This window comes from Acetobacter papayae (assembly GCF_047721125.1).
GTDB classification, from domain to species: Bacteria; Pseudomonadota; Alphaproteobacteria; order Acetobacterales; family Acetobacteraceae; genus Acetobacter; species Acetobacter papayae.
The window spans coordinates 61318-80178 of the sequence record NZ_JBDNWF010000007.1 but is presented as its reverse complement, the minus strand read 5'-3'; the positions used below and the strand labels follow the sequence as shown (position 1 = coordinate 80178).

General features: G+C 54.4%; 15 protein-coding genes. 3 read left to right on the top strand and 12 right to left on the bottom strand.

The genetic code is table 11. The annotated features are described in order from the left end of the window. Positions 1 to 102: 102 nt before the first annotated feature. A complete protein-coding gene (locus tag ABF757_RS04110; protein WP_025859796.1) occupies positions 103 to 567 on the bottom strand; it encodes an Lrp/AsnC family transcriptional regulator in 465 nt (154 codons plus the stop codon). A 161-nt stretch (positions 568 to 728) separates the two neighbouring features. Here ABF757_RS04110 and ABF757_RS04105 point away from each other — a divergent pair, with 161 nt between their 5' ends. After that, complete coding sequence (locus tag ABF757_RS04105) at positions 729 to 1856, top strand: multidrug resistance efflux transporter family protein (RefSeq protein ID WP_415481039.1); 1128 nt, start codon at positions 729 to 731, stop codon at positions 1854 to 1856. On the opposite strand, the gene ABF757_RS04100 is transcribed toward ABF757_RS04105, so the two are convergent. The 3 genes from ABF757_RS04100 to ABF757_RS04090 form a co-directional block, all read right to left on the bottom strand. Further along, entirely contained in the window at positions 1840 to 2778 is a 939-nt protein-coding gene (locus tag ABF757_RS04100; protein WP_415481052.1) for a hypothetical protein, read from the bottom strand. The two genes, ABF757_RS04105 and ABF757_RS04100, sit on opposite strands and share 17 nt — an antisense overlap. A 50-nt stretch (positions 2779 to 2828) precedes the next feature. Next, the gene (locus ABF757_RS04095) at positions 2829 to 4346 is read right to left on the bottom strand and encodes an amino acid permease (RefSeq protein ID WP_415481038.1); all 1518 of its coding nucleotides are present in this window, start codon (positions 4344 to 4346) and stop codon (positions 2829 to 2831) included. A 524-nt stretch (positions 4347 to 4870) separates the two neighbouring features. Further along, on the bottom strand, positions 4871 to 7156 hold the full coding sequence (locus ABF757_RS04090) for a TonB-dependent receptor (protein WP_415481037.1): 2286 nt from the start codon (positions 7154 to 7156) through the stop codon (positions 4871 to 4873). 587 nt (positions 7157 to 7743) lie between these two features. Here ABF757_RS04090 and ABF757_RS04085 point away from each other — a divergent pair. Beyond that, positions 7744 to 8442, top strand: coding sequence for a response regulator transcription factor (locus ABF757_RS04085; RefSeq protein ID WP_415481036.1), 699 nt, complete (start codon positions 7744 to 7746; stop codon positions 8440 to 8442). A 1-nt stretch (position 8443) separates the two neighbouring features. Next, the gene (locus tag ABF757_RS04080; RefSeq protein WP_415481035.1) at positions 8444 to 9889 is read left to right on the top strand and encodes a sensor histidine kinase; all 1446 of its coding nucleotides are present in this window, start codon (positions 8444 to 8446) and stop codon (positions 9887 to 9889) included. Between the two features lie 249 nt (positions 9890 to 10138). Here ABF757_RS04080 and ABF757_RS04075 read toward each other — a convergent pair whose 3' ends face one another. From ABF757_RS04075 to ABF757_RS04040, 8 genes are read right to left on the bottom strand one after another with little or no spacing between them, the layout of a single operon-like run. Continuing rightward, positions 10139 to 11632 (bottom strand): carboxylesterase/lipase family protein, encoded by a 1494-nt coding sequence (locus ABF757_RS04075; protein ID WP_415481034.1) that lies wholly within the window; start codon positions 11630 to 11632, stop codon positions 10139 to 10141. Positions 11633 to 11653: 21 nt separating this feature from the next. Next, on the bottom strand, positions 11654 to 12448 hold the full coding sequence (locus tag ABF757_RS04070) for an ABC transporter permease (protein ID WP_415481033.1): 795 nt from the start codon (positions 12446 to 12448) through the stop codon (positions 11654 to 11656). Continuing rightward, on the bottom strand, positions 12445 to 13311 hold the full coding sequence (locus tag ABF757_RS04065; protein WP_025859791.1) for an ABC transporter permease: 867 nt from the start codon (positions 13309 to 13311) through the stop codon (positions 12445 to 12447). Before ABF757_RS04065 ends, ABF757_RS04070 begins: the two co-directional genes overlap by 4 nt. Further along, positions 13308 to 14384, bottom strand: a complete 1077-nt coding sequence (locus tag ABF757_RS04060; RefSeq protein ID WP_415481032.1) for an ABC transporter ATP-binding protein — start codon at positions 14382 to 14384, stop codon at positions 13308 to 13310. Before ABF757_RS04060 ends, ABF757_RS04065 begins: the two co-directional genes overlap by 4 nt. After that, entirely contained in the window at positions 14377 to 15438 is a 1062-nt protein-coding gene (locus ABF757_RS04055; RefSeq protein ID WP_415481031.1) for an extracellular solute-binding protein, read from the bottom strand. The genes ABF757_RS04060 and ABF757_RS04055 overlap by 8 nt, the downstream gene beginning before the upstream one ends. Beyond that, a complete protein-coding gene (locus ABF757_RS04050; RefSeq protein WP_415481030.1) occupies positions 15435 to 16439 on the bottom strand; it encodes a membrane dipeptidase in 1005 nt (334 codons plus the stop codon). The genes ABF757_RS04055 and ABF757_RS04050 overlap by 4 nt, the downstream gene beginning before the upstream one ends. Next, positions 16436 to 17893, bottom strand: a complete 1458-nt coding sequence (locus tag ABF757_RS04045) for an NAD(P)-binding domain-containing protein (protein ID WP_415481029.1) — start codon at positions 17891 to 17893, stop codon at positions 16436 to 16438. The genes ABF757_RS04050 and ABF757_RS04045 overlap by 4 nt, the downstream gene beginning before the upstream one ends. Further along, entirely contained in the window at positions 17880 to 18857 is a 978-nt protein-coding gene (locus tag ABF757_RS04040; RefSeq protein ID WP_035370311.1) for a LysR substrate-binding domain-containing protein, read from the bottom strand. The genes ABF757_RS04045 and ABF757_RS04040 overlap by 14 nt, the downstream gene beginning before the upstream one ends. Between the last annotated feature and the right edge of the window lie 4 nt (positions 18858 to 18861).

Here is an 18861-nt window from a genome sequence, read left to right as displayed (position 1 = left end):
GGCCTTATACTACAGCAGCATTCCAAAGCGCATGACATTACCACGAGCACGCGATCGCAAGCGTCAACCACCACCCTGCACAGGCGTGATGGAAGCAAGGGGCTAGAAATCCAGTGGCCGCGTGTCTGCTACGGTTTTCAGGGTGAAAAACGTACGTGTCTGCCGGACAGATGGCAGGGTAATAAGTTTTGTCGCGTGCAGGCGGTTGAAATCCGCCATGTCACGCACCCGGATCTTGAGAAAGTAATCAAAGTCCCCCGCCACCAGATAACAGTCCAGAATGGAGGAAATCTGGCTGACAGCCGCCTCAAACTCGGCAAAACTGTCTGGTGTCGAACGATCGAGCACAACCCCCACCAGCACGAGCGTTCCCAGATCGACCTTGTCGGCATTGACCATGCCGCGCACGCCTTTGACATATCCTTCATCAAACAGGCGTTGCAGGCGGCGATGGCATGTGGCCGGGCTGATATTGACCTCCTCAGCCAGATCCGCGTTGGAAATACGCCCATTACCCTGCAAAAGACGCAGAATCTTCCGGTCGGTTCTGTCCAGCACGTCCGCCATGATCAAATCTTCCGCATTTCCGTATATATCTGCATGATTATTCCGAACTTTTTAAAAACTCTCGTTTAATATGCTCAAACTTCAGCAAAAAACGAAAACACATTCCAATAGATTGCCGGTATATTCTGCCTGTTTGCCATTACAGAAGCCCCAGCACAGATATGCCAGATTTTCCTGCCTCCGGTCATCCGGTTTCTCCCTCTCATACAAGCCCGCCGGTTACAAGACCAACTGGCCGGAACGCGGTGCATACCACCACGCAAAATACAACGCGTGCCCCACGCCTGATCTGTCAGGGGCTAATCGCCTCCGCACTGTTTTCCACCACCTTTATTCTAAACCGCGTCATCAGCCTGCAAGGTGGGCCATGGGTATGGAGCGCGGCCCTGCGCTATATCGAAACAGCAGCCCTGCTTACGCTGTGGTTGCTGGCAAGCAAAGGCCCCGCCTATCTGGCCATGCTTGGGCGCCTGTTCGTGCACCGGGCCGGTTTCTGGCTGGGGGCTGGCAGTGTTGGCTATGGCATGTTTTACGCATGCTGCTGTTTTGCTGCCAACCATGCGCCGGGCTGGATTGTTGCGGCCACATGGCAGAGCACCCTTATCGCCACCCCTATCGTGCTGCGCGCCTTTGGGGAGAAAGTGCCACTCCGCGGGCTGGTGTTTCTGGGGCTGATTTTCATAGGTATCATCGGGCTAAACGCCAACCGGTTATTGGACGGTGTGCCGCTGGAGCAGGTTATGGCGGGTGTGGTGCCACTTTGTATCGCCGCTTTCTGCTACCCCATTGGCAACCAGTTGCTCAACCGCCTGCGCCACAATACCGCACCGCTCTACCGCCCCCTGCAGGACCCGCTGGCCGCCGTGCTGCTGATGACACTGGGGGCCCTGCCCTTTCTTATCGGGCTGGTTATCGTCATTCGTCCTCCCGCACCCGATCTGGGGCAGATTACCGCTACCGGTATTATCGCACTGGTAGCAGGCTGCCTCGCCACGCCATTGTTCATTCATGCGCGCAATACATCCTCCAACCCCTATCTGATCGCAGCGGTTGATGCGACACAGGCGGGGGAAGTCGCCTTTACCCTGCTGGGCGAAACCCTGCTGACCGGTCATCTGTCCCTTGGGCTTGCGGACTATGCCGGACTGGCTGCCGTTATGGGCGGGCTGACAGGCTTTGCCCTGAGCGAGGAAAGTGCCGCGCAGAGCCTTGAGCATGAACCATCCGGGAGCACACAAACGCTCCCGGAACACCAAGCCGCCGCCCCACCCTTCAATAAAGGGCATTAAACGCAAACTGGGGCGATACAACCCGCTCGGTATTATGCCCCGCATAATAGACCGATACACCAGCAATAATGCCGTAGCGGGGGCTCCAGTTATATTCAACCGCAGGGGCAATCTGCCAGTCACCAGACGGTGCACCTGTCTGAGAAACCACCTGCCCCGTATTGGTATAGGTGCCGCGTAGCTTTGTGCCGTTAGACCAGTCACGTGCCACATCCAGCGCCAGCACCCAGCGCTGGTTCAGCCCGTATTCGAGCGAAAACCCAGCCCCGCCATACATGCCGGGCTGCGCCCGCCCCTGAAACCCCTGCGTTGTCCCGTAACTGCTCATGTCATGCAGATGAGCTGTCGTGAGTGCGCGCCGAAACGTCGCCCAGACACGCAGGCGCAGTTCATGGTTATTGGGCAATGTGTAGGTGGACTGCTCTGTCAACGCCACGCGATAGGTATAAACCCCGGTGCCTACGCCATCCTGTGCCCGTCCCAGACTGGAATAATCACCCGTGGGAAAGGAAACACCGGTAATCAGGTTCAACGTCGGGATATAGCGGGCAGGGTCAGCCGTCAGGTAACGCCACATCAGATCCACCGGCACGTCACCCAGTTTCAGGCCACTGCTGGTGTTTTCGCCATGCTTCCAGCGATAGCTGATGGTTGGCTCACTCTGGATACTCAGTGTGTCCGTAATCGCATATCGGTAAATTGTCAGGCTGGTCACAGACTGCTGGCGGGGCGAACTCATGGGCACGGCATCATTATGCGGGCCGATCATGCCAGACGGCACCGCGTAATACATGTAAGGTTCGAGCAGAAACATGCCTTTTTTGGACAAAGGCCCTGAAGGAGAAACCAGAGACCCCGTATACCACTGCTCCGCCTTGGCCGGATGGCCCTGCACGACAAACCCACCGATGACTGCGGCCATACCGCTCAGACACAGCGCTCTGACGCGGGCCAGAATATTCACTTTCGAGCTCATAGCGTGTGCTCCCCATCCGTAGCGGATAAGTCTGGGCGGGAGGGAGCGGCATCCGTCAGAATGGCCGAAAACTCTGTCTGGGGCTCTATAGGCAGCGGGCGACCACCCATCAGTTTCCATCCGACCACAAGCAGCAGAGCCAGCACGGGAACTGCCGCAATGGAGTAAGTGCCCGTGGGGTAGTCAAACGCCATCAGGGCAAGAATACCCAGAAAAAACACCAGCGTTGCCCATGTGGTATAGGGTGCGCCGGGCATGGCAAAACTGGTTGGGGCAATACGCCCTGCCACAATAGCCTGCCGCAGCTTCATCTGGCACACCAGAATGAAGCACCATGTGCTGATAACACCCAAAGAGGCCATGTTGAGCACAATTTCAAAAATCTGGGCCGGCAGGAAGTAATTCAGCCCTACCCCAACCAGATAAATGGCAACCGTTGTCAAAATGGCCGCAGAAGGCACCGACTGCCTGTTCATGCGCACAAGGTAACGCGGTGCCGCACCATCCAGAGCCATGGTGCGCAACACACGCCCCGTAGAATACAGACCAGAGTTAAGGCTGGAGAGTGCTGCCGTCAGCACGACAAGATTCATAATCCCGCCCATGCCCGGCACCCCCAGGCGGGAGAAAAATGTCACAAACGGGCTCACACCTGCCTGATAGGAAGACCACGGCAGCAGCAACACCAGAAGCGTAACCGTACCAACATAGAAAATAGCGATACGCCAAATAACGTTATTAATAGCCGCAGGTACAACTTCACGCGGGTTCTGACATTCACCCGCCGCCGTGCCGATCATCTCTATGCCAAAATAAGCAAACACCACACCTTGCATAAGGGTGAGCGCTGGCATGACCCCATGAGGAAAAAGCCCGCCATGCTCCGTCACCAATGAAAAGCCCGGCATAACGCCCGCCACAGGCGTATGCATACCCAGAACGATGGAGCCTACGGCAAAAAATGCGATCAGAGCCGCCACCTTGATGAGCGAGAACCAGAACTCCATCTCGCCAAACCATTTCACCCCGACAAGATTCATGGTGGTAATGACCACAAGCGCCATCAACGCCATGACCCATTGCGGCACGGCGGCAAAAACACCCCAGTAATGCATGTACAGCGCTACGGCGGTAATATCGACAATGCCAGTCATAGCCCAACTGAAAAATGAAAGTGCTCCGGCCATATAAGAAGCACGCGGCCCCAGAAACTCCTGTGCATAGGACACAAAACTACCGCTGGTGGGGCGGTACATCACCAGTTCCCCCAAGGCACGCAGCATCAGAAACGCAAAAATACCGCAGACCAGATACACCACGGCCAGAGCAGGCCCAACAGCCTGCAACCGGCTCCCCGCCCCTAGAAAAAGCCCGGTGCCAATCGCCCCGCCAATAGAAATCATTTGGATCTGTCGTTTATCCAACGCCAGATGATACCCTTCCGCGCTCTTATGCGCCGGGTATTTCTGCACTGGTTCTTTAAAGAAGCTCAATTTTTCTTCTCCATGTTGCATGTACCGCGCGCCAGAGAGCGTGTTCGTTACAATATCAACACTAACAGAATTTATATGATGTGTATTTTCAAAGTAATATCTCAATTTTTTATTATATTTTATAAAAAGATAAAAATATGTGACACCATTCCATTATTCACCAACGGAATGAAATATTTTTTACATTCCGCAGAATAATATTCCAAAAAGCCTTTATATTTTCAGGAGAAGAATCACCAAATAGATTGAATGATTTTCATATTCCCGTCGCCGGACGCAGAAAGAGCTCTGGCATTCCAGATAGGCAGCACGGGGCCACACTGCTGTATCAAATACAGACACCAGTCACCTGAGGCCGCCATATAGAGACCAACTACACAGGCCGTTCCTATATGTGGAGTGGCCAGTTAGACGGTGCCTCCATACAGCCCGCACCACTCAGACTGAAGAGGCCCGCAAGGCCTCTGGCAGACGCGCAGCGAATGACACAGAGTAACCCGCATACGCGCTATGCCATATCAATACAAACCGCAAAAGAAGCCGTATTACATTTTAAAACTCAACTGGAATGTCAATGCACGTCCTGCCGCAATGCGTGAATAGTTTGTATAAATTCTATCATAATACAGTTTATCTGTAAGTTTCTGCAGATTAACCTGCAGGTCCAGCGCATGTGTAATCTGATAATCCGCTACCAGATCAATCCGCACATACCCCGGAACCCATGTTGAATCATTTACGTTCGTATAGCGCTTGCTCATATAAGTGATGCCCCCACCCGCCTTGAGATGTGACAGCAGACGATATGTGCTCCACAAGGCTATGGAGTTCCCCGGCGTATAGGGGAATCTCTTGCCCACATTGGCATTGGTCGGCCCACCACTCACCACGGTGCTGTCGAGATAGGTCCATCCACCGAATACCTCCCAGCGCGGTGTAATGTTACCGGCAACATTGATCTCAGCACCACGAACGCGTTGCGTTCCTGCGTCTATCTGGTTGCCATACCCATCCGAAACCTGTGCATTGGTCATTTTTCCATCAAACAGGGAGCCGGTAATAGAAAACCGGCCATCGAACAGATCCGCCTTGGCACCGACTTCAATATTCCTGCCATTTTCAGGCGCCAGTTTGTTGTTCGCGGTTGATAGGGCAATCTGGCCATCGGCACCCGCATCGACGCCAACAGGGTTGGACGCTGTCGCGTAGGAAAAATACAGGCTGATCGGCTTGATCGGTTTATAAACCACGCCCGCCTGATAGTTGATAAAGCTCTGATTGTTACTGAGCCCGACATTACCCTGCACGGCCGAAGTCATGAAACGATCAAAACGCACCCCTCCATTAATCAGCAGGTGATCGTTCAACATGCTCATGGTATCAAACGCATAGGCCGAACCTGTATCCACATTGGTATTCAGTGCCGCTATCCCCGGCTCTCCAATGGTGTAAGAACCAGTCCAGGGGTTTGACGGATTCCACCCTCCTATATTCGATGCCAGAACGCAGTTATACGCTATGGAGCACGGCCCGCCGTTACGCAGGTTATTCCCTGCAGCATCCTTGATGTAATATTCGTTACGGGTGGAACGCTCACGCGATACTTCTATACCTGTATTGATGGAATGATGGATCGGGCCTGTATTGAACGTCCCGGACACCATAGCCTGTTCCTGAAAATTATCCGTATGAAACAGACCCGATTTTGCTTCTAGCTCGATAATCTGGCTCGCGGGCGAAGTGCTCTGCCATTGCGGGTTTGTGGCAATATAATCGTATTGTGTGCTCGTCCATTGCAACGTGTTACGAAAAACAAAGTCACGCCAGATATCCTGTTCGAATATAATCTGGCCCATATCTGTTGTACTACGCTCGAAATCTCGATCTTTTAATCCGAGAACAGTATGACGGGGAATATCAAGCGGTTCGTGTGTGGTTTTGCTGTAAGGGGCAGAATAGTCGGGCATGTCATATGACGAGAGATGATAATACCCTACGGTCAGCCGTGTTGGTGTGCCAAGCCCGAAAGACAATGAAGGCGCAACACCCCATTTATGGCCACCAACCGGCGCACGGCCAGCCGTATAGCCGTCATCTCCCATGGCGTTCAGCCGAAATGCTGTGGATGAACCTATCTGGCGGTTGATATCGATCGTGCCCCGCTTGTAGGCCGCCGTTCCAAAACCGATCTGCCCGGAAGTCAGGTTTCCAAGCTGGGCTTTCTTCGTGGTAATATTGATCTGCCCGCCCAGACCACCACGGCCACCATATACTGAACCGGGGCCTTTCAGAACCTCCATTTCCTCAACGTCAAAAACTTCACGCTGGGTAACACCACTATCGCGCAGGCCATCAATGAACATATTACTATAGGAACCAAAACCCCGGATTACTGGGTAGTTACCCCCCGGAACGGCATAGGCATCACCCGCTCGGAAACTGACACCAGGCACGGTGCGCATAGCCTCTTCAAATGAGGTCGCATTAACCAGTTTCATCTGCTCCTGAGTCACCACAGAGATAGAGCGCGGGGTGTCGAGCAATGACGCGGTATATTTTTTATTCGGAGAATTCCCGGTCAGTTTCGGTCTGGCTTTACCCCAAACGATCAGGTGTTCTTGCGCTTCCGTTTTCTTGCTATCGGCAGTCTTTTTATCGTGTGGTTGAGCACTTCCACCTGGAGCCGGCACGGAACCTGACTCCTGTGTGGCTTTCGCTTTCTGCACAAGGGTCTCTGCACCATAAGCCTGAGACTGCAACGCTGTCCCGGCGAGACATCCCGTCATGAAAGAGCAATAAAACACACGAGAAAAACCACGAAGAACCGACATATCGCCAAACCATTTTATGAGAACGCATCTCATTCTCTATTTTTATTTTTTTGTCTCGACAATCCAGTTCTCGCAGTGTTGGGAATTGTTAATTATAGAAACCCTCCCCCTTTACGTATGATGCCAAAACTCGATTTACGACCAGAACACACTCTGGCATAATTCTCTCAGCGCTGCATGTTCGGACATAACAAACCGACACTATTTGTGTGGACAGCCTGATTATACCCACCAGATTAAGCAGTAAAAATTCCCACAAAAACTAAAAAATATTGAAATAAAATTTACACCATATTTTATTGATAAAACTCCCACAGCAATTACTTTTTTAACGACTTACGCAATGGCAGACTGGTTTGCATCATGCTCTTTCATATAACTTTCGCTGACGTTAATGCGTTACCACTGCCACACCGCATACATACGGCTCATCATTCGCTTGCTGTCATGGCAAGCGACACTCACTGACGTTTTTATGGCGCGCACATGTTCCTGCACCATCGATTGGTAATGTTCCCCTCACCTTGCTGCTGGCGTTGTGGTTCGTGCAACTGCACATGCTTAAAGAGGTCTCTTGGGAGCAGCGTATGAGCGAGCTTGTATTCAGCCCTGCCGCTGATGTCCTTCTTATCGAAGATGACAGCATGACAGTTACATATATCGAGCGTTTCTTTCAGGATTCACATATCCACATCACAACCACTGTTGATGGGCTCCGCGGTCAGGAACTGGCTATAACCCGATCATGGGATTGTATCATCCTCGACCGCCGACTTCCGGGCATTGATGGCCTGACTATCCTGACCCACCTGCGCAGCCACAATATTCAGACCCCCGTGCTTTTTCTCACAACGATGGATGGCATTCATGACCGTGTTACCGGCCTCCGGCATGGAGGAGATGATTATCTGGTAAAGCCGTTTGCCCTGATGGAACTCTCCGCACGGATAGAGAGCCTGCTACGGCGCAGCAGAGAGCCCCAGAATGAAGTGACCCTGACATTCGCCGATGTCGAAATCAACCTACTGAACCGCGAAGTACGACGAGCCGGAGAAAAACTTTACATTCAAGCACAGGAATTGAAATTACTCGAATATTTCATGAGGAACCCAAACGTTATTCTTTCTCATAAAATGTTGTTACAGACCGTCTGGGACATTAATTTTCCAATCCACAGCAACCTGCTTGCAAGCCATATCAGCCGCCTAAGAGAAAGACTGGGTAGGGACGCAACACCCTTGATTCATACAGTCAAAGGACATGGCTATATTTTGCGGACCCCATAACATGCACAAGAAGCAGGGTACATCCCCTTACCCGTTTTCGGTTTTCCGCAGTTCTTCATTCCGTATCATGGCAATGTTTGCTGGATGCTTTGTGGTCTGCGGCATTACCGTCATGGCTGTTTCAGGGTATCATAGCCTGCATCTTCTCAGGCAGCAGTTACAGAAGGTCATTTCCAACGAACGGGATGAAGCGCTTTCCGATGCTGTCATTCATGATATCCCGCATCTGCGTCCGGTCATGACCGAACTGGTCAGGAATGAGCCCGGTTTCTATTACCTTCTGCAAGACGCGCAAAAGCATATCGTCGTGGGTAACATGCTGCCTCTCAGGCCACAGACTGGCTGGCGCACACTTTCATGGACCCACCGTTCACTCCCCCGCGATCATCGTCCTGTAATTGGATATGGTGTACTTCTGGATGACGGCGGGTATCTATTTGTCGGGATCGACGCGGAACCTGTGCAGACTTTACGCCGTGACCTTTGGTTCACACTCGCATGGAGTGCTGCCGGTTTTATCGTAATCGGCTTTGCTGGCGGGTTTATTGTCAGCCGCCTTGTCCTGAACAAGATCGAGACAATCAGCCAGACAGCCCGCGATATCATGAAAGGCAGCATATCGCGCAGGCTGACGCTGAATACGACAAATGATGAGTTCGAGCATCTGGCAGCCAGCCTGAATGCGATGCTCGATAAAAACGAACGGCTGATCGAAAGTATCCGTCAGGTTACAGATGATATCGCTCATGACATGAGGCGCCCCCTCGCACATCTTGGCCAGCACCTTGATGAGATCGCTCATGAAGGGCTATCGCACTCTCAGCAACACACCCTGAACCTTGCTAAGGTCAATCTGGACGAAGCCCTCGAAATTTTCTCTACCTTATTGAAAATCGCCCAGATAGAATCTGGAGAAGGCATTCCAGACACTCAGGACATTGTGCTTGATGAAATCCTGCACTCCGTTACCGAGCTCTATCGGCCCATTACCGAAGAGCGGGGACAAAAGCTGACCCTCAGGCTTGATCGCAAAGCCTTGCCTCTTTCAGGCAACCGGGTCCTTCTCATGCAGATGTTGGCCAATCTTATGGAAAATGCCACCAATCACTGCCCACGCGGGAGCACGATTACTGTTTCTTCAGGCATGGCGGGTAATGCTGTCATGATCGCGGTTGCAGACGATGGGCCGGGCATTCCACCGCAGGAGCGCGAACGTGTTTTTGAAAAAATGGTTCGTCTTGACCGCAGTCGATCAATACCCGGCACCGGCCTTGGCCTGAGTATGGTTAGAGCCGTTGTCCGGCTGCATCAGGGAACTGTCAGACTGCTGGATAACGAACCCGGTGTGCGATGCGAAATCCGGCTACCGGAAGCCGGACGGAAACTCACGCGTGATGTCCCCCCACCTGTAATAAGAGTACAGGCTACTAGCAATGCAGGGAAGTAACTGCTTTCCAAACGATTTTTCTGAACAAAACTTTTCCAATACACAGACGGGCCTTTTTCATTCGACGTGCCCGCCGGAAAATGTTTGACCATTACCGGGGCACCTAGTTCAGGCAAGTCCGTGCTCCTGTACATAATAGCCGATCCCAACCCGCATCTGGATGATGTCGCTCTGGATGGGCAGTTCTGTTCCGCCATGACAGCCCATCATTGGCGCATCAGGTTCTTGATCCGCCTCACCCTTAGGCGATCAAGAATGCCATAGAGACTCCCTTGCAACAAAAGGGTCTTCCAAATGACGCACTTCACTATCTGAAATAGCAAGGAGTATCGGACTTGAAAGGTTATAAGAGGGCCAATACGACCCTTGTGGTAGAACTGGTGCCGCATCGGCAATAAAGCTACGCCATATCTCATGCACCCGCCGTGCAGAAACTGCGTTCAACCCATGATAGCTTTGGGGAAGATCTTGAACGCGCAGACCGTCCCGCCACCAGACTTCTGCCAGTTCAGCTCCATGCGCGGCGCCCGTTTCATCGGGAAGGATATCCCCGTACAGATATTTGTAGACCGGCTGGGTCTGGCAGAGCAAAGACGCATAGCGTGTTGTGGGGTTTTGGAATACCAGATCGCCTGCGATAGCGCGCCACAGCCCTATGGGGCTGTGCTCGGGCAATGCATGGCGGTAGCGTTCGACCATGGTTTTTCCGCTTGTACCCAGAGGACGCACACGTGGGTCCAGCAAAGGGACAAGATCATGATAGGTCAGGTGCGGGTGCATGCGTGAATGCGTGAGATATTCCGCCGATGTTGTGCCGATCATGACTGGCACGGGCGCTACGCGCCCCTGTGCTGCCGCCTGCTCGGGGTGCTCTGGCAGGGTATGCGGGTCGATAACAGGCTGGAAGGGAATACCAACAACCGTGACGGAACCATCGCGTTGCCAGTCATGGTTGTTATAGGATTCATCGCATATCTGCTTTTGAGCATTCAGGATCTGTATGAGGTCTGCCGTTTCCAGTGCGCTGGCCTTGGTGCCAAGACGGGACAGGAACCGCTCTGTTGTGCGTTGAGCGCAATGCGTGGGTAGGACAGCGGGTGTCGCGCCGGATTGTATCAAGGCGCGGGAAAAAAGCCCCTGCGCCTCTGGCATGGCCATAAGGGTTGCTACGGCAAAGCCACCTGCCGACCGGCCAGCAAGGGTCACACGTGCAGGATCGCCCCCGAAACCGGCAATATTGTCACGCACCCACTGTAACGCACGGATGATATCGAGCAGCCCACGATTGTCCGGTGCATCGTCCAGATGCAGAAAGCCCAGAGCCCCCAATCGGTAATTCAGCGTAACTTCCACAATGCCGCTGGCGGCAAAAGCACCACTCTGGAGAACGCGCTCGTTTGCCGAACCAACGGCATACCCACCCCCATGCACCCAGACCAGCACAGGGGCTTTGCCATGGATATCCTGCGTGCGGATATTCAGTGTCAGGCAGTCTTCTCCTGCGTTCAGCACGGATGTTGCGCCATGCCCCACCGGCCCATAGGTAGGAACCTGCGGGCATACAGGCCCATGTGTCAGGGCCGGGCGGGTACCCGTCCATGCATCTGGCTCCTGCGGCTGGGCAAAGCGTCTGCCGGGCAGCAGAGAGGCGGCATAGGGAACGCCCAGGAAAGTATGAACCCCATCAACCACACGGCCTTCCAGAAGACCATACTGCGTGCGCACATGTGTTACGTTAGCCATAGGTCCTGAATTTCTCCCGTTCTATCCTGCTAGGGCACGACGAATGTTGATACCGCGCTCGATTATGACCACAGGGATCATACTGGCGAGGACAACCAGAACGGACAGGGCAGCCACCTGTGGATCTGTCCTGAACTGGATATAATGATAGATTGCAAGCGGCAAAGTCGTGGCCCGATGTCCTGCGATGAACAGAACGATAACGGCCTCGTCAAACGAAAACAGAAAGGCGATCAGCCCGGCGGCAAGCAGTGTCATACGTAATCCGGGCAACGTCACACGCCAGAATGCCTGCCAAGGTGTCGCGCCATGCAGGCGGGCAGCTTCCTCGCATGCGGGGTCGAGGCTTTTCAGTCCTGATAGTACGATGCGCACAACATAGGGCAGAGTAATGCCAACATGCGCGATAACCAGACCGCTCAGCGTATCCAGCAGCCCAAACGGCTGCAATGTCATCATCAGCCCGACCGCGAGTACGATATGGGGCACCACCATGGGGGAAAAAAGCACGGCCTGCACAACAGCCCTGCCGGGAAAAGCCTTACCACCCAACGCAAAGGCCGCCGCAGTACCGACAGCGAGCGATACCAAAGCCGCAGCCCCTCCAACCAGAATGCTGAGCAGCCCCGCATGCAAAAACGCGGTATTGTGCAAAACCGCAACATAAGACCCTAAAGACAGGTGCTCGGGCGGGAAACGCAGGTAGGGTCTGGTATCGAACGAGACCACAAGCACGACTACAAGCGGAGCCAGCAGAAACGCGTAAAGGGCGACAATCAGCCCCCTCCAGCACCACAGGCCGACAGAGCGTTTCAAAACCGCTCCTCCATACGACTGAGAATGCGCTGGTAGACAGAAATAACCCCACCGAACAGGAGCAGCAGCAGAATGGAGAGCGCTCCGGCAACCTGCCAGTTCAGGGTTACTGTTGTTTCGTTGAAAATTTCAGTCGCAAGCACAAACACCCGCCCTCCACCCATGAGTTGGGGGGTCACAAGCGAACTGATAGCAAGAACAAAAACCAGCAATGCTGCGGTCATCAACCCGGGCAGAACCAAAGGCAGAACAACGCGGCGGAACACCTGTACAGGGGTTGCCCCCAACAGGGCTGCGGCCTGTTCGATTTCCATATTCAGACGCCCCAGATTGCTCAGGATCGATATAATGGCATAAGGCATCAGAATTTCTGTCAATGCGATAACCGTCGCCAGTGTGCCGTTATCAAGCCGGACAGGCGTGGCCAGCAACCCCGACCACAAAAGCATGTCGTTAATCATGCCATGCCGCCCCAGAATGACCATCCAGCCATAGGTGCGGATAACTGTTGATGTCAGAAGCGGCGCTATTGCCAGAGCAGCCAGAACCCCACGCCAGCGCGTTGTCGTGCGAGCAAGAAAAAGTGCGATAGGAAAAGCCATAGGTACGGCAAGGGCTGCTGTCAGCACCCCAAGCCAGACCGTTTTCCAGAGCACCCACCAGTAAAACCCGTCACCAAGCACATGCTGGTAAGCCTGTAGTGTAAACCCGGGAAGGGTCACACCATCCCCACTTCTGGGTAAAACCGATATCCGGCCCAGCCATATGAGCGGCAGTATAAAGGTGACAGCTAGTGCCAGCAGACCCGGAGCAAGCAGCAGCCCGCGCAACCAGCGGGGATACGCCTGCATGCTCCCGCTCATGTCCTGTCCTCCGCGACAAAGCGCATGTCCCTTGGCAGCCATGAAAGAGGCACATCCTGCCCGATGCTTATTCCGGCTGGCAGGGGGACCGGTTGTTCCACGCACAAGCGATACTGACCAACCTGTGCGGTGATAAGGTAGCGATCTCCCGTGTAGACAATATCTTCCACTCTGGCGGTGCATGTGTAAGCTCCGGCCTGTGGTGCGCCAAGGTGGATATGGTGCGGGCGTACAAACAGGGTGCCCGCGCCATCCCATGGTATGATGTCCTCTGGAATGGGCATGCGGCCTAAACCGTCAATATCAGCACTGCCCGCATGTACGAAGTGGGCTGATAGAAAATTGCCGCGCCCAACAAAGGATGCCACAAAACGGCTGGCAGGACGGTCGTAAATCTCGACAGGAGTGCCGATCTGGCGGATATGCCCGCCAGACATAACGGCCACAACATCCGCAATCGAAAGAGCTTCCTCCTGATCATGTGTTACGAATACCGAGGTAATACCCAGACGGCGTTGCAGGCTACGGATTTCATCACGCATGATGCCCCGCAGCTTGACATCCAGATTGGCCAGAGGCTCGTCCAGCAAGAGAATATCAGGCTCGATCGCAAGAGCACGGGCCAGAGCGACACGCTGCCTTTGCCCGCCTGAAAGATCGGCAACGCGCCTGTGTTCCAGCCCGCCCAGATGCATAAGGTCTATCATGTCCCCTACGCGCTTGCGGCGGGCAGTCTCGTTCAGCCCCCTCACCTCCAGCCCGAAGGCGATATTGCGCGTAACATCCAGATGCGGAAACAGGGCATAGGACTGAAACACCATGCCCATATTGCGTTTGTGCAGGGGCACACCGATCATGGAGCGGCCACCGACCAGCACCAGACCTGATTCCGGCAGTGTCAGCCCGGCCAGCATCCGCAGCAATGTGGTCTTGCCACAGCCCGATGGACCCAGCAGTGTGAGCATGCGCCCGCGTTCGAGCGTAAGGGAGGCATCCGCTACGGCTGGCACTGCTGAACCGGGATAGGTTTTGTGCAGGTTCCTGATAGTCAGGTAGGATGCAGCATCAACCACTGATAACCTCTCGCTGGATACGGCGTACCCATTCACTGTAATGCGCGCTGACAAAATGCCAGTCGAGTTGCATGGCTTTTGCCGCGACACCCGGCGGACCTGATATGGCAAGTTTCAGGACTTCGGGCAGTACAACACGGCTGTTCACTGGCCCATAATACGCCCGGGCTGCAAACGCTGCCTGAACATCCGCTGAAAGGGCGTGATCGATAAACGCCTGAGCCAGATCGCCCGCAGGCGCATGGGCGGTCAGGTTGAGTGTATTGATCTGCGCGACACTACCTTCTCGCGGGATCACTGCGGACAATGTCCCCGGATTGGCCTGTGCGATCATGCTTCCACGCCCGTTCCAGCCAACGCCTAGCGCTACGGTTCCAGCCAGCAAAAGAGTATACAGATCAGGTTGGGCGTTCCATGTCGCGACCAGAGGTGCGAAGCGGCGCATCAGGGCCAGACCGGGTTCTATGCTCTGCCGGTAATCCCCTCCCTGCATGCGGGTCAGCAAAGGCAGGAGCACCACCCCCCTTGTGTCTTCCACAGGCAGACAAATCTGATCAGACAGATCCGGGTTTGCCAGATTGAGCCAACTTTGCGGTGGCGATTTCAGAACCCGCGTATCGTATAAAAGAGCCAGATTATCGGTTGAAAATGCAACGCCCATCATGCCGTCAGGCTGTGCCCATTGGGGCAGTGCAGCAAGGTTGGGCACGGCTGCCGGTGCCAGTGGCGCCAGAAGTTTTTCAGCCGTCGCCAGAAAGGAGATTGAAATATCGGTAATGGCCACATCAACCTGCGGGGCCTGACGTTCCAGACGCAGCATGGCCAGCATCTGAGCAGAGTTCATGACCGGTCTATAAACGACCCTGACACCCGGCCGTTTGCGCTCGAACGTATCCATGACAACCGAACGAAAAATACTCTGAAACGGCCCTGCGAAACCGGCGACCGTCAATACGGTCATGTTTTCCGCGCGGGCACCTGTAGCAAGTGTAGCACCTGCCGCAGTGCCCCCGAGCAGAAAACCGCGCCGGTTCAGGAGCAGAGGCGTAGTCATGTTTCTGCTGTCCATGTTTCGCGGAAGACACGGAGCCAGTTTTCCCCGAGAATTTTTGTAATCCACGTTTCCGACCAGCCGCGACGGAGCATGGCCGGAACAAGGTTGGGTGTTTCTGTAATTGTTGCAATGCCTGCCGGTTTACGGATAACCGTCTGGGCAAAATTGGTCAGTTGCCGGGCATAGCCCTTATCGCGGTTCGCCCATACCTGCCACGGGCCAGGGCGGGGATGCCCCGTACTGAAGTCTGTGCCGATAGCGACATGGTTTTCACCCACAACGTCCAGAACATAAGACATGGCGTCCAGATAATCTTCTATCGTGGCATCGTTGCCAGCCTTCAAACCGGGCGCGAACAGGCTAAGACCGATCACACCGCCCTTAGCAGCGCAGGCCCTGAACAGATCATCAGGTTTGTTGCGTTTTACATCGTGCAGGGCTCGGGGCAGCACATGCGAAATGCAAACCGGCTTACGTGAGTGCTCAATGACTTCAGCTGCCGTCAGGTCACCCACGTGGCTGAGGTCGCACAGCACGCCTTGGCGGTTCATTTCAGCAATGACCTCACGCCCGAAACCAGTCAGCCCGCTGTCGCGCAGTTCCAGATATCCGGCACCAGAATAATTCTGCGTATTATAAGTCAGCTGCATGATGTTGACACCGAGCAGCTTGAACAGGCGGATATAATCCAGCCTGTCTTCCAGAGGAGACGTATTCTGCCAGCCAATGCTGATCCCGGTCCGGCCGGTGCGTTTGGCCGTTTCAATATCGTCCACATTGCGGATTGGCATGATCAGATCCGCATTATCGGCGAAAAGCTGCTCCCATGTGCGGATATATGCCATGCCTTCGCTAAAGTTTTCCCACAGGAGGGAGGCGGCATTGACTACAGTCAGGCCAGCAGAACGCATTTCCTCAAAAACAGGTCGGCTCCATGCACAGGTCTGCAGACCGTCAATTACCAGGCTATTGCTGTAAAGCGTTTGCACATCACGTGTCATGGCATTGTCTCTTTTGTGTGGGCGGTTGTTACAACCTGTTCTGGCGACCATTCGTTGCCCTGCAGTTCGGAACGACTGTAATCCTCGAACTGTTTCAAGATGATTTTTGCATCGTCCCGTAGCAGCGAGGAAACAATACCACGCGCCAGACGCTGGGCCGCCTCGGTCAGCCCGGGCGCACCACTCGTCAGTTTACCATGGCTGAGTGTCGCATCGAAACTGAATGCGTAAACACGCGAAAGCTCAGCAGCATGTTCGGGGCTTTTGGCTTTAAATGAAAAATCGTCTGCCAGATCGGGTAGTGCGGCAAGCCCGGCGCAGTCTTCCCCTGCTGCGGGGGTAAAGCTGTCCTCCCATAGGCGTACCAGAGGGGCAAGCCTGCGCAGTTCGGGCCTTTTGTCTAGCGCGCAGGCAAAACCGGTTGCAAAAATAAGGTAATCCAGTTCCACCTCGCCATGGGGAGTGCGCACAATCAGTCCATCGGCATGCTCTCGCGCATCCACAATCGGGCTATCCAGACGCATATGGGCATTGGCATGCCGGAAAACACGCAGCACGCTGTCACGCGGGGCCGGAACCGGAAACTCATATCCTGAGCGCATGATTTTCCATTTAATTTCATCCGGCAGGCCCACGTACCCGACAATCAGCCCTTCATTGCTGATACCGCTGAACTTGTCGATATCAGGCAGCTGTGCTCGCCTAACAAACAGATCCACCCTGCTGGCACCAGCTTCCAACGCTGTCGCCGCATTGTCCATGGCAGAAGCTCCGGCTCCCACCACGCCAACCCGTTTACCCTGCAGGGCTTCGAAATTCACCATGTCAGATGAATGTGCGTAAAATTTCCTAGACATTTTACTGCTTACCGGCGGCAGAGCGGGCTGACCCAGCCCGTCAATTCCGGTAGCAATCACGACACGGCGGGCCGTCAGCGGTGCGTCACTGCCCCTGACCGAGACTGCTATCAGCCCATTGTCACAAAAGGCGATATCCGTCACGTTTGTCTGGTTGCGCACTGGCAAATCCAGAACCTTACGGTACCAGCAAAGATACGCCATCCACATCGGGGTTGGAATTTTATCCAGCGCGTTCCAGGCCTCGGCACCATATTGCGCACTGAACCACGCACGAAATGTCAGGGCAGGAACACCGAGCGCTGGCCCCACAGCAGTTTTAGGGGTTCGTAGGGTAGGCATGCGGGCGTAATTCAACCACGGCCCTTCACGCCCCTGCTCCGCACGGTCGAGGCAGATCACGGATGTTATGCCCTGAAAAAGCAAGGCCGCAGTGGCAGACAGCCCCAGCATACCGCCACCAATGACAATGACATCATAATCAGGCTTGTTTGCTTGGCTTGTCTGGGAAACCCATGAACGAGCAGGAAGATTCAGCTCTTCCATTTCACGTTTCAGCCGCTCTTCCAGTCTGGTCAGGCCATTATCGTGTGCCACGAGCTTTGTCCTCCGCGCCTGCTCTGAACAGTCGCTTTTGAAGTTTTTCCAGATCTTCAGGCGGATGCCGGTGAAAGCCCGGGATCAAGTCTTCCGCAAGGCTGCCGATACTTTCGATCAGACGTTCGACCTCGGTATTCAAGGGCCTGAAAACAGGGGTCAGAACACTCCAGACCCAAGGTATGATTTCGGCCAGTGGTCGCACCACCGTACCCTGCACGGGAATACCGTAAGCCGTAACCGGCTCAACCAGTGCAATACCCAGATTTTCCCTTGCCGCTAAAACGGCTGTCAGGGAGGTGTTGGTTTCAAGCTTGGCCTGTGTGCTGATGCCGTTGGCTTTCAGCGCAACGTCAACCACGCCCCTGAGCCGGAAAGGATTGGCGACTGTCAGTATCTGCCGGTTAGAAAGATGTTTAAGCGAGATAACGGCTTCTTGTGCCAGCGGATCCTGCTCTGACAGAACCGCCACACAGGGTGCTTCTCCGATCCAGTGCAGGTGCACGTTTTCATGCTCCAGAGGCAACGTGACCAGTCCGAGGTCGATCCCGCCATCAGCCACGGCATGGCATACACTTTCCGATGTCATGGCTGTCAGGGTGGTTGTGCTGTCATCATTCATGCGGGCTATGGCCCGTGGAACGATCCCACTTGCAAGGGCCGGCGTTGCCCCGACATTAATCCGCCTGCGGCCCACGCCGCTGGCAATTTCGCGCACCTTGTCCTCGATAGAGCGCAGGCCGATAAACGAACGCCGGACTTCCTCGTAAAGCAGCATGGCATCTTCCGACGCGCGAAGCCGTGTACCAGAGCGCTGGAACAGCGTCAGCCCCGTAGCCTGTTCCAGTTCCAGTATGAGGCGGCTGACAGCGGACTGCGTTCGTCCCAGATATTTTGCAGCCCCTGTCATACTGCCAATGGATATGACAGCATGGAACGCCTCGATTTGCCGCATCGTTATCATGAAA